At 59.4% G+C, this 12,457-nt stretch carries 7 protein-coding genes; 1 reads left to right on the top strand and 6 read right to left on the bottom strand.

Features of this window, described 5'->3' with window-relative positions:
- Positions 1-12: 12 nt before the first annotated feature.
- From HMPREF2958_RS01220 to HMPREF2958_RS01205, 4 genes are all read right to left on the bottom strand, one after another.
- Positions 13-513, bottom strand: a complete 501-nt coding sequence (locus HMPREF2958_RS01220; RefSeq protein WP_070626864.1) for an SRPBCC family protein — start codon at positions 511-513, stop codon at positions 13-15.
- Positions 514-538: 25 nt separating this feature from the next.
- Positions 539-1,840, bottom strand: a complete 1,302-nt coding sequence (gene tgt, locus HMPREF2958_RS01215; protein ID WP_070695901.1) for a tRNA guanosine(34) transglycosylase Tgt — start codon at positions 1,838-1,840, stop codon at positions 539-541.
- Positions 1,841-2,025: 185 nt separating this feature from the next.
- Positions 2,026-3,288 carry a glycoside hydrolase family 76 protein gene (locus HMPREF2958_RS01210; protein ID WP_048752341.1) on the bottom strand — a complete coding sequence of 421 codons (1,263 nt, stop codon included), beginning with the start codon at positions 3,286-3,288 and terminating at the stop codon, positions 2,026-2,028.
- Positions 3,289-3,361: 73 nt separating this feature from the next.
- Positions 3,362-4,459: a pseudouridine synthase gene (locus HMPREF2958_RS01205; protein ID WP_048752343.1), complete on the bottom strand. Its 1,098-nt coding sequence runs from the start codon at positions 4,457-4,459 to the stop codon at positions 3,362-3,364.
- A gap of 367 nt (positions 4,460-4,826) precedes the next feature.
- Here HMPREF2958_RS01205 and HMPREF2958_RS01200 point away from each other — a divergent pair, with 367 nt between their 5' ends.
- On the top strand, positions 4,827-5,453 hold the full coding sequence (locus HMPREF2958_RS01200; RefSeq protein WP_048752344.1) for a TetR/AcrR family transcriptional regulator: 627 nt from the start codon (positions 4,827-4,829) through the stop codon (positions 5,451-5,453).
- Positions 5,454-5,608: 155 nt separating this feature from the next.
- Here HMPREF2958_RS01200 and HMPREF2958_RS01195 read toward each other — a convergent pair whose 3' ends face one another.
- Positions 5,609-6,547 (bottom strand): Dyp-type peroxidase, encoded by a 939-nt coding sequence (locus HMPREF2958_RS01195; RefSeq protein WP_070695900.1) that lies wholly within the window; start codon positions 6,545-6,547, stop codon positions 5,609-5,611.
- Positions 6,548-6,733: 186 nt separating this feature from the next.
- Positions 6,734-12,340, bottom strand: a complete 5,607-nt coding sequence (locus tag HMPREF2958_RS01190) for an Lhr family helicase (RefSeq protein ID WP_070695899.1) — start codon at positions 12,338-12,340, stop codon at positions 6,734-6,736.
- Positions 12,341-12,457: the final 117 nt, after the last annotated feature.

Raw genomic sequence — 12,457 nt, 5'->3', positions numbered from 1 at the left:
GACCGCTTGAGCCTATGCCGTATCCTCTTTGAGTAGAGCATCCAACCGCGCGAAAGTAGACCGCCAGCTGGCGCGTACCTCCTCGTGTACCGAGACCGGCATGGGGCCGATCTCCACGGTGATGCGCGTACCCTCGCCCACGCCATCGGGGGTAATAACCGTCTCGGGAAAAAAGCGGAACCGCTGATAGACAACCACGCCTCCGGGGTTCCCTAAATGGTCCGGAAGCTGTTCGGCATATTCGAGCTCCTTGAGCGGATCAATAGCGAGAAACCGACTCTGCAGAACGCATGATACCGAGGCATCAAGCTCGTTAATCATCGATAGCCGCTGCATGCCGCCGACATAAGGTTCCAGCACAATATCTTCGGCACGGGTACGCCACCCCGTCGGCCCATACCAGCGATGCAGCAGATTCGGGTTCAGAAACGCCCCGAAAACCTGCTCGACGGGGGCGGCAATCTCATGGTCGAAGATGAGAAGTTCTTCGTCGGGAACCTTAGTGATGCTCATCGTACACTCCGTGACGGTTGTTGATTTAGGGCTTCTTACCAGAGTAATAGTTACCGAGGAATTCGTCACGGTACTCAAAGTAGGTGCCGTCTGCAATCGCGGCGCGCGCATTATCGACCATGCGCACAATAAACCGCTCATTATGAATGGAAGCGAGGGTTGCCGCCAGCCGCTCATCCGCTTTGAATAGGTGCCGCAGATAGGCGCGCGTATAGTGTGCGCACGTATAACAGTCACACCCCTCATAGATGGGCGAGAAATCTGCCTTGAACCGGGCATTCGTCACGTTAAAACGCCCGGTGGGGGAGTAGAGCGCCGCGTTACGCGCCACGCGGGTGGGCGAGACGCAGTCGAAGGTGTCCACACCGTTTTCCAGCCCCACAAAAATATCATCCGGTTCCGAAATGCCCAGCAGGTGGCGGGGTTTAGCCTCCGGGAGTTCTTCGGCGCACCAGCGCACAATGGTGCCCAGGTTCTCCTTTTCGAGGGCACCCCCGATACCGAACCCGTCGAACGGCATATCGCCTAAATCGCTGCAGGCTTTGCGGCGTAAATCCTCATACTGCGCGCCCTGAATCACCCCAAAAAGTGCCTGGTAGGGTTTGCCTGTGCGCTTATCTGTGAGCCGTTCATGCTCGGCAATGCAGCGCAGCGCCCATAGGCGGGTGCGTTCCAGCGCCTCTTCTTGGTATCCGCGGGAATTGTACAGAGTGGTCAGCTCGTCGAAGGCAAACATGATATCTGCCCCGATCTGATGCTGCACCTGCATTGAAACTTCGGGGGTGAAACGGTGAATCGACCCGTTGATATGGGACTTAAAATTCACGCCGTCATCATCAATATGCGCCAGGCGCTCCTTGCCGTGAGCCACATCGTCGTCACCAATCGGGCGCCCATCGGCCCCCTTCGCATCGGCAACGGTTCCCATGTCAATCACCTTTTTGAACCCCGAACCCAGGCTCATCACCTGGAACCCGCCGGAGTCGGTGAAGGTTGGCCCGTCCCAGTTCATAAACCGCCCCAGCCCGCCAGCGGCATCCAGAATCTCGGGTCCGGGCTGCAGATACAGGTGGTAGGCGTTCGCCAAAAGCGCCTGCGCCCCGAGTTCCTTCATCGCTTCGGGAAGCACCGCTTTGACGGTCGCCTTCGTACCCACGGGCGTGAAGGCGGGAGTCTCAATATCGCCGTGCGGGGTGCGAATCACACCCGTGCGCCCCAAAAACTGCCCGCCGTTAGCCTCAACACGCTCGGCAGACGGGGATGCGGTCTCGGCAAGGCGGCTCGTGACGGTAAAACCGAAGTCGGGGTGGGGGAACTCGTTGTTCATCTGTGCCTTTGAAATATACGGGTACGACTAGGGGAAATGTGCTTACTCCGGGGAGGGGTGCGCACGGCTATTATACAGGCGCGGCACGTCAGAGCATCTGCAGACCCGCGCCGTCTCACCTCGTGTGTAAGAGCATGACGGGACGGGCCTGATAAGTGGCGCACCCCACCAGGACCGGAAAAGACTTAATCTTCGGCGCTCAGGCGGGCGGCGGCCTCCAGAGTCATCCACGCCTGAAGCTGACCGGATAGTTCCACGGGCTTACCTGCGGCGAGCGCATCGCGCGCGGATACGGTGAACTTCGGCGAGAAGATGGCGATCGCCCGGTCACGAATTTCGTTCGGGTCAATACCAGGTTCATTCAGCGGCAGGGTGGGGTCGAATTCGCGGCGCCCCTCCCACACCGCGCGGGCGCTGCCGTATACAAGGGCGCTCGCTAGGGATCGTGCCTCCGGGCTGAGCATGGTGGACATTGCGGCCTGCGCTAGGTAACGCACCAGAATACCGGTGAAGAGCGCACCGTCGCCGTTGTCACCGGAGTGAAGTACGAGATGATGTGAACCGTCTGAGAACTCGAAATCTTCGCTGAGGTTTTTGACGATTCCGACGATCAGGCGTTCGGCGCGCAGCAGGTATTCTTCACGGCGGTCGTCTGAAATTTCCGAGGATTCCGCAAGCGTCAGAAGCACCGCTAAGGTTGTGCCCTGATTGTAGGTGTAGATATTGCGTTCTACGTCAAAGGGAACATCGCGGTGGCCGGTAATGTCATCAACCATCACATCCTGCGGGCGCAGGTTAGCGCCATCGAAGTAGAGCATACGGTCGCCGTCCCAAAGAACATCGTTGAGCCAGGACATAAGATTCTGCGCGGTTTTTATTTGCCCGATGCGCGCAAAAGCAAGGGCCGCGGGAGCGGTTGCCGGGGTATTGCAGAAGTCTCGTTTGCCTTTGGACCAGCTCATGCCGCCACAGGAATGAAGGCCGGTGTTAAGCCTTTCAAAGAGTACCGATCCGGCATCCTGCGCCGTAACGTCCGAGGCGCCGGTGATTGTTTTACTGAGCCTATTGAGCCGCCCCACGGCGAGCGCCAACCATGCCATATCGTCATAGAAGTCGTTTGCAAATCCCAGGTTGCGGGTATGGATGCCGCGTACCACGCTCCTGGCGGTAGCGAGCATGTTCTGGGCTTGTTCGGTGTCGCCTTCACGGACGGCACGTTCGCCCGCATCTATAATGCAGTCGAGTAAGTGCGCCTGCCACCAGTAATGCCATTCGGCAAACCGTGCTCCTAGACCACGCGATTCGGGCATCTGCACTGCACCGAGCAGGGTTCCGGGTACGCCAAAAACGCGGCGGGTGTATCGACTGAGGATAGAGTCGGCGGCACGCGAGGCGCGTTGCGCATGCTCGGCGCTGGGGACTGTTTCAGAAGGGTGGTTGGAGGTCACGTTCTTTCTTCCTTGCTTATGAAAGCTACCTACGATACTGCCACAAGAGGCGAGGTGCTACCACATTATCGCATTATTGGTACTTGGGTCGTGTCACATTTCGCGGTGCGAGAGAAAGCGTGCGTGCGCTGTACAGGGTGAGCGGTTTGTTCGTGAAGGGGTGTACACAGTCAAGACGATGCGCTAGAAGCTGCAGCGGCACAGACGCATCGTTTGGTGCTGTTGGCAGAACCTGCGGGTAGAGAACGTCGCCGAAGATGGGGGTTCCGAGCAGGTTCAGGTGCGCCCGCAGCTGGTGCATTTTGCCGGTGTGCGGAGTGAGTTCGTAGAGGGCGAGTTCTTCGCCGGGCGCCGGATAGGTCAGATACGGGTTTTGTGCGCCAGATTTGAGAGGAACACTTTGCGGTGCTTGATAGATTTCTCGGATGCGTACCAGAGTTTCCGCATTTACGCTAAGACCCGCGCGCTCGCATTCGCGGACTGAGTACTGCCGCACCTGTAGAATATTGCGATCCTTGTCGATGCGGCTGCACACCTGCATACCCTCGCCCAGCATACTCTCACGCAGGTCTTCGCCCGGTGCCGGGGCGATAGCAAGGTAGGTTTTGGTGACCTGCCGGTTCTGAAACATCGTTTGGAAGGGGCCGCGCGCGTCTCGGGTTTTGGCGAAGAGTAAAATCCCTGCGGTAGGGCGGTCCAACCGGTGAACGGGCGTGAGCAGAGGATTATTCTCGCGTACCCGCAGTTTGGTGAGCGCGGTCTGCGCGACATAGGCGCCGCGCGGGGTAACGGGCAGATAGTGCGGCTTATCTACGGCGAGCAGGTGCTCGTCTTCATAGAGAACCGGAAGGTCATCCGGCAGCGGCGGTTCCTCGGGAAGTGGGCGGTAGTACCAGATTCTTAGTCCGGGCAGATACGGGGATTGGTCGGTGAGGATCGTGCCATCATCGGTGCGCACCTCGTGCCGGGCGAAACAGTCGAGGATTGTTGCGGGGTCTTCGGGTGAGAACCGACTGATGAGGTACTGAGCCACCGTGCTGGGGTGTGCATCCGACCCTTTGCTCGTCTCATGCAGTGCTGGATACGCGGGCAGAGTCAGCGATACGGGGTCTATGCCCGCGCGCTGGGGCAGGGGTGGTGTGAAGAGGTGGCGATTGACTCGTCGCGGCATAGGTTGATTGTAGCGTGCTTTGTGAGTTGGCCTGTTCGGTGGAAACCTCTAGCTTCCTGCGTGAAAGTATAAGGACCGCGCCTTGAAGACAGCACATACTTAGGCCATCATGGCACGACCCTCTCATATTTTGGGTGGTATATGAACAGTGTGAAGTTAATGCGAAATATTCCTCGCAAAAGTGTCTAATAAATAAATAAAATCATAAAATTTGTTTCACTACCGTGAAGCATGGAACTGCTTAATAACGCGGCAAAATCAGCGTATAAGCATTAAACTTCATATTAAGTTTTATAGGTAGCGGCTTAGGGTTAGCGCGGTACTATTAAAAAAAGAGGTTCGAGAAATCGAACGATTAGAGGGATATATGGAACACAATGCACGCAACGAAGCTAAGCACACCGAACCCGCACAAAAAGCCTCTGAAAAAGCAGCTAAGAAGACGTGGCAGAGCGGTCAGCGTCTGACTCCGGCGCAACGGGAAGAACAAATCCTGCAGGTCGCGGCGGCTCATTTTGCGCAGCACGGTGTTGTGGTAGCCTGCATGAGCAGCATCGCTCGTGAGGCCGGCATTACTCGGGCACTGCTGTACCATTACTTCCCCGGCAAAGAGTCTTTGGCGGCGGCGGTAACCCGGCGCGAAGCACGGGCTGTTCTTGAAGCGCTCAGCGAGCACCACCCTAACCCGGTGGAGGCTCTTCGTGTTGAGCTGCGCTCCTACTTCGCCCATGTTGCTGAAGGCGGCAGTGAAAGCGATGCTCCCAGTACTCCTGATGAGTACTTGGAATGGATGCTCGAACGCACCGAAATGCCCGTTAACGACCGCACCCGCATGATTTTAGGCGGATGGCTGCATCTAGTCGATTACTTCGCCCGGCATGTAGTGCCGGGCAGCCCGCGCGGTAACACTCCGGCGGGTGCACGCGCCATGCGCGTCGATGAAGCTATCGACATCTGCGTTGGCGTGGCAGATACCATGACCGGCGGGTACTAAGCTAGAGCTTCTCAATGAGACCCCACATCGGGAGTTACCGAAAATATTTCGGTTCTCCTCGATGCAGGGCTTTCTGCACCTAAAGACCTCGGCATTTTAGAGGGAGCGGCGCATCCGCAGACCGCGTGGGGTATCCGCCGTGTTTGAGGTGTGTCTTAACCCGAAAAATCCCCCAGCATATCCATGGTTGGTACGAAGAAGAGCGTGCCGGTGGTGGCGGTGCTGAAATCTAAAAGCCTGTCGTAGTTACCTTCTGGAACACCGATAAACATATTTTTGAGCATCTTCTCCACGGTTGAGAATGTACTGGCATAACAGTTGAAGTAGGTGCCCATTTCGTTGTTACCCACGGTACCGAAGGGCATATTATCGCGAATAACCTTGAAATCATCGCCAACATTAGACAGCGCGGAATGCGAGTTGCTGGGTTTAACGTCGTCGGGCATCTCAATATCGTCCTGCTTGGTGCGCCCGATGACTTTCTCCTGCTCGGATACGGGCAGATTATTCCACGCCGTCATATCGTGAATATACTTCTGCACGAACTGGTAACTGCCGCCTCGATACTCCGGGTCTTCGTCACCGACCACGCCGAAGTATTCACGGGATGCAGGAGTATGCGGATTTTCCGTACCGTCCACAAAACCGATGATGGCACGCCCATCCCAGTAGCGGAAACCGTGCACTTCTACAATAGTTTCGGCAATATCACGCAGAGCATCGGTGATGATTGCGGCAATATCGTAGGCAACGCTGCGGTGGGTTGCCCGCACATGAAAGTGCAGATCTCCCGGAGTTGAAACTGCGGTATGCTTAGCTCCCTGAATCGGCTGAAACTCCACGAGTTCTTTCGGCAGTGGCTTCGGCAGATCTAGCTTTAACCAGGCGCTGTGGCTGATACCCATCACCAAGTTCGCCTTTTCGGGAGAATACCGGTTGGCGGCGGTGTGGTTCACGTTAATGACCAGCGCGCAGAGACTCTGAAAACCCTCAAGCAACGCTTGCTGAGAAATATCGTTCTTAAATTTCCACACCATAAAAACGGTGTTGGTATTCGGGTCTGCGGTTACCTGTTGTGATTCTGGTGGGAGCATAAAGCCACCCTACAGCTTGCATATATCCGCTGCAATGAACCCACCCCTATTCACTGGTTAAGCCTTCCCTGCTCGGCAGGTGTTTTCGGCGTGTTTAACGGTATGTCACCCGTCGATGTGCAGCACCCCAGTGCCCAAGCGTTATGAAAAATGTATTGCTGAGGTGGCGGAGTTCTGAGGATACGTTTAGAGGGAGCGGCGCATCCGTAGACCGCGCGGAGTTGTGTAAAAGCCCTGCGCAAGCAGCGCGCGCCGTAACGCCACCACCGGATGCTCGGGCAGCCGGTTAGAATCGGTCTTCGATGCTCCCCGATGAGTCGGCGGTTCCGGGGTCGCCAGAATATCACAATCGTTGAGTTTCTCCACCACGATCTTCTCAGCGATACCCGCCTGCACGATGCGCGCCAGCAGCGGGGCTGCCGCCTCAAGTTTGAGCGGGTCGGCCGTGAAAGACAGCAGGGTTTTGCCGCCGCGTTCCAGATAGAGCACCGCTTCGCCATCGAGCAGGATGAGGCAGGCACCCGCCTTACGCCCCGGACGATGCCGCACGGACTGGGCGGTCTCTGCGCCTTCGCGCGCAGCCTCTTCCGTACCGCCGGGTGTAGAAGAGGCCGAGAGTAAGCTGGGGACGGAAGGCCACGTGAGCGCCGCACCATAAGGATTCGCCGGATCTGTAGCCGCCAACAGAACACCCTCAAATAAACCGAATACTTCCTCGGTTTTTGTTCGCTTTACTCCGGTATTCTGCGGGGTGTCGGTGCCAATATTAGTGTAGGAGCGCACCGCATCCACCGTTGCCGGGAAGGCAAACTGAGCCGCACCCAGCCCCTCGATAAAGTATCCGCGCCGCACCAGGGCACGTTCCTCGGCAGCCGCATAGACGCGGTACAGGGCCGCAAAGCCGCCGGGCACATCCTCAGAGGCGAGCGCGCCGCGCGTGAGCACACCGTACCTGTCTAAGAGAAGTTCCGCACGCGCATAGGCGGTAACGGTCGCATCCGCCTCTTGCGAAGACTCGGTGCCCCCAGTATGAGGGCGGCTCTGGGGAAGGCTAATATGGCTGAAACGCCCGGAATCCCGGGCCGAAACCTGCGGATCAGAAGAGCTGGCACGAGTGCCGCTCAAGCCGCTATACCTGCGCGGATAAGTACCCGCAGAAGTACGCGCCGCCGACAGTCGTGCGGCACCGCGCCTGCGCACCGGGCGCGCTAGGGGAGCAGCGGGCCGCACCGGATGCGCACTCGATCCGCCCGCCAGCATGGCACGTACCGGGGCGAAAGTATCGTTCGTGACCAACCCAGCCCACACCAGGCGCCACAGTGCGGCAGACACCTCCGAAGCCTCCGGAAAATGCACAACCTCGCCCGAGGCGGCGCGAGAGGTCAAGATGTCGTTCACGCGCTCACGAAGCGGCATAAAGAACAGCCCGCCGCCAGAAAGCGCCTCAAAGACGGCGTGTTCCACCGGACCCAGCTCATCCAAGGCCTGCGTGCGGGAAGAATCGGGCAGGGTCAGCTCGGCGGATTCGGTAAGATGCAGGCTCACCCAGCCGTCATTGCCGGAGATTTCGCCTTCGCCGCGCCAAAGCACCTCTCCGCTGGCCAACAGACTATCTAAGAGCTGCGGCGAATAATCACGCACCCGAGCTAGCAAGACGAGGGTCTCCAAAGCAGAGGCGGGCACACGCACCCCGGCCAGCTGATCGATGACCGTCAGCAAACCCTCGCGACCCTCTAATGCCTCGGCGGATGAACCTTTGTTCTCGGTGAGAACCTGAACCGTGCGTTCGGGTTCGTAATAGGCACCGTATTCGGTGGTTTCTGCGAGCCTGCGCGAAACCTTGACCGTCTGCGCACGCACTCCCTGCCAGGCGGGCAGGAACGCGCCATAAGCACGCTGCGGTACCGGCTCAATCTCGCGGCGCAGCGCCGCCAACGACCGGGCACGAAGCAGGCGAAGCACCTCGGCATCCACCCATTCCAGGCTTGCCGTGGGCGCGGGGGAGAGCGGTATCGTATCGGCTGCCTCCGCGCGAGATACACGCAGTTCCTCAGGCAGGTACTCGCCCGAGAACAGTCGATTCTGTGTCTCTAAAGCGCGTAAAACCGGCAGAATAGCACCCGAACCCGTCGGCGTGATGCGGCTGAAATGGGCGCTCGCCTCGGCTGCGGTAAAGGGAATGTGCGTGCGCGCATACCGCGAGATCAGGTCTTCGAGCGGCGCGGCGACCGGTATGAGGTACGCCTGAGCAATCCCGACCGGAAGCGGCAGCCCTAACCCGTCGCGCAGCCTGGCGGCGTCTTCCACGGCGGCATAGATCGGTTCCGTGTTGCCCGCCGTATTTGAGCGCGGATTAATAACGAACGCCCTGCGGGATGCGACCAGCTCTTCGGCAAGCGTGCGAGCCTCTTCGGCGGTGGCGTGCGGGGTAGTTTCAAAGTCTTCTTCCGGCAGACCCCCGTCGGTATTTTCGGCTGAGTGCCCTGTTTCATGTGAAATATCAGCCTTTTTAGATCGACTTTCGCTGCCTTTTGGAGTGCTCTGAGAGATCTCGGGCGCGGCCTCAACCCCGGACCCCTCATTCCCGCGCAGCCGTAGCGCCAGTTCCCTCGCCGTGAGCGGACCGAGCTGGCGCAGAAGATCCGCCACGCCCTCAACCCCGCGTGCCCGATACTTCGCCCCGGTGCGCTGAAGACGCTCCTGAACCTCAAGAATCACCTGCGGATCCAGCAGATCGCGCAGCTGAGCGGTACCCAGCAGCTCCGCCAAAAGCGCCGGATCCAGTGCCAAGGCGGCAGCGCGGCGTTCGGCGGCGGGCGCATCCGTATCGTAAATATGCTCCGCCACGTACTCAAAAAGCATGGTGCGGGCAAAAGGCGAAGGCCCCTCGGTCTGCACCTGCGACAGGCTGATGCGCCGCGCGGCAATATCCCGATGCAGCTGAAGAAGCGCAGGAACATCATATACATCCTGCAAGCATTCGCGGGCGGTTTCCAGCAGAATTGGGAACTCGGGGTATTTGCGCGCAACATCCAGCAGCTGGGCCGAACGCTGGCGCTGCTGCCATAGGGGAGTACGCCTGCCCGGATCGCGGCGCGGCAGAAGCAGGGCACGGGCGGCGCTCTCTCGAAAACGAGACGCAAAAAGCGCCGATTCGCCCACACGATCCTTGACGATCTCCTCTAGCTCATCGGGCTCGAAGAGAAAAAGCTCAGCACCCGGCGGGGTATCTTCCACCGCGGGAATACGCAGCACAATACCATCATCTGCCGCAAGCGCGCTGGCATCAATACCGTACCGTTCCTGCACGCGGGCGCCCACCGCCACAGCCCAAGGTGCATGCACCGGATATCCGTACGGCGAATGCAAAATAACGCGCCAATCTCCCAGTTCATCGCGGCAGCGCTCCACCACAAACCGCGTATCGGTGGGGACCACGCCGGTAGCCTCGCGCTGCTCCCGAATATAGGCAAGCAAATTATCGCTCGCCCAAGAATCCAGCCCTAACCGGGTCAGCTCGGCGCGTATCGCAACCGTCGCTGAGGCGTCTTCGCTTCCGGAGTCAGCACCCGCAGACTTCGCTAACTCGCGGGTAAACTGTCCCAGACGACGGCCCAACGCCACAGGGCGGCCCACCCGCTCACCATGCCAAAACGGCAGGCGTGAAGGTTCGCCGGGTGCGGGGCTCACGCGCACCGCATCGTGCGAGATGTCCTCGATACGCCAACTGCTCGCGCCCAAGGCGATAACATCGCCCGCCCGCGATTCATAAACCATCTCCTCGTCCAGCTCGCCCACCCGTTTAGGTGCTTTGGAATCCTCAGAACCGGCCAGATAGACAGGAAAAAGCCCACGATCGGGAATCGTCCCGCCCGAAGTCACTGCGAGCCGCTGCGCACCGGGCCGCCCCTCAATTGTGCCGCTTAGCGCATCAGCGGTGGCGGTGCGATCCCAAATAATACGCGGGCGAAGCTCCGCAAACTCATCGGAAGGGTACCTGCCCGCCAGCATCTCTAAAGTACTGTCAAAGAGCGCGCGCGAAAGGTTCGCGAAAGGAGAGGTGCGGCGCAGCGCCTCGTACCAGGCATCCACCCCGATAGGTCCCAGAGCGCAGGCGGCGACGGTCTGCTGGGCAAGCACATCCAGCGGGTTAGCGGGAACGGTAAGCGGTTCTAAAGACCCGGCGAGCATACCGGACAGAGCCACGGCAGAGCCCAGCAAATCCCCGCGATGCTTCGGGTAAAAAAGCCCGCGCGAAACCTCGCCCACTCGGTGCCCGGCACGACCCACCCGCTGCAGACCGGAAGCCACCGACGGCGGAGATGCCACCTGAATAACCGCATCCACATGCCCCATATCGATGCCGAGCTCCAGGGAACTTGTGGCGACCACACACCGCAGCGAACCATTCTTGAGGGACTCTTCGATAAGCGTGCGCTGATCCTTCGCCACCGAACCGTGATGCGCCCGCGCCAACGGCGCAATATCTGGATCCTCACCAATGTCAGGCAGAGGCTCACCCGCAAGCTCGCGCCGTGAGAGCTCGCGGCGCACATGAATATCGTTGAGAGCCGCAGTAAGTTTTTCGGCAAGCCCACGCGAGTTCACGAACACGATTGTAGAACGATTATTCTCGATATCGTCCACGATGCGTTCCTGAACATAGGGCCAAATCGAGGCACGATACCCGGATGCGCGCTCGCCCTCACCGCCTGGCTTCCGTGCTCCTGCACTCGCCGTTGCGCTCGCAGCACCATCTTGTTCGGCGGAGTTATTCGGTAGCTCAAGGGGTAATCCTTCTTCGCCGGGGAAGGTGCCGATAGCATCCGCAAGAGTATAGGATGGCGCATCATCAGCTGCCTGAACCGGCAACTCTAGTGCGTCCGGGGCTGGACTGGGCGAGTCCTGTCCGCGTGGTGCCCGCTGCTCCCCGGGGGCATAGCTGCCCTGCCCGTAATCGTTTGCCCCGCCGAGTGCCGCCATATCCGGCACGGGTACCGAGAGCCGCAGATCCCAGCGCTTGGGCACCTGCCGCGCCACGATCGTTACCGGGTGCACTCCGCCTAAAAATGTGGCGACGGCTTCGGGTGGGTTCACGGTTGCCGACAGTCCGATGCGCTGCACCGGCCGCTCCACCAGCTGATCGAGCCTCTCCAGGGAGACCGCCAGATGCGCCCCGCGCTTGGTTCCCGCCAGGGCGTGCACCTCGTCCACAATCACGGTTGTCACGCCGGTGAGTGTCGAACGTGCCGCAGAGGTCAGCATAAGGTAGAGCGATTCGGGGGTGGTCAGCAGAATATCGGGCGGGTTGCTGATCAGCTGCCGCCTCTCGCGCGCCGGGGTGTCACCGCTCCGAATACCCACGGTAATATCGGGTGGGGTTCGCCCAGATTCCTTCGCCGTATGCGCAATCCCCGCAAGCGGCGCGCGCAGATTGCGCTCCACATCCGCCCCGAGAGCTTTCAGGGGCGAAACATACAGGATGCGCGTACCGCCCGCACGCTGTTTCTTGGTCTTTTGTATTTCTTCCCGAGCGCCCCCGTTTTTTCGCGCCTGAGCCGATGTCGTAAGCTCGCACTGATCCGATTCTGGGCTTTTGCCGCGGTAGAGCGCATCGAGCGCCCACAGGAAAGCGGCAAGGGTTTTACCGGAGCCCGTGGGGGCGATAATAAGCGCGTTTTCGCCCTTGCTGATACTCTCCCAGGCGCCTTCCTGCGCGGCGGTCGGAGTGCCAAAAGCGTTGCGGAACCATTGCTGAGTGGCGGGTGAGAAAGGTTCTAGAGCGTCGGGCATGGTCCCATTATCTCGTATGTGCCCCGGATTCTCCTTGAAAGTTTTTTGAGCGTGGCACATATTACAGGGGCAATTGTGCGCGAATACAAGACTTTTCCGTGTGATGGGGCCATAATA

Origin of the sequence: Rothia sp. HMSC036D11 (assembly GCF_001814205.1) — a bacterium.
Taxonomy (GTDB): Bacteria; Actinomycetota; Actinomycetes; order Actinomycetales; family Micrococcaceae; genus Rothia; species Rothia dentocariosa.
This window is presented reverse-complemented; position numbering and strand designations above follow the sequence as displayed.

Excerpts from the sequence above, each read along its gene's own strand:
- HMPREF2958_RS01220 (WP_070626864.1), bottom strand. The coding sequence starts at position 513 with ATGAGCATCACTAAGGTTCCCGACGAAGAACTTCTCATCTTCGACCAT.
- HMPREF2958_RS01195 (WP_070695900.1), bottom strand. The coding sequence starts at position 6,547 with ATGCTCCCACCAGAATCACAACAGGTAACCGCAGACCCGAATACCAAC.
- HMPREF2958_RS01200 (WP_048752344.1), top strand. The coding sequence starts at position 4,827 with ATGGAACACAATGCACGCAACGAAGCTAAGCACACCGAACCCGCACAA.
- tgt (WP_070695901.1), bottom strand. The coding sequence starts at position 1,840 with ATGAACAACGAGTTCCCCCACCCCGACTTCGGTTTTACCGTCACGAGC.
- HMPREF2958_RS01205 (WP_048752343.1), bottom strand. The coding sequence starts at position 4,459 with ATGCCGCGACGAGTCAATCGCCACCTCTTCACACCACCCCTGCCCCAG.
- HMPREF2958_RS01190 (WP_070695899.1), bottom strand. The coding sequence starts at position 12,340 with ATGCCCGACGCTCTAGAACCTTTCTCACCCGCCACTCAGCAATGGTTC.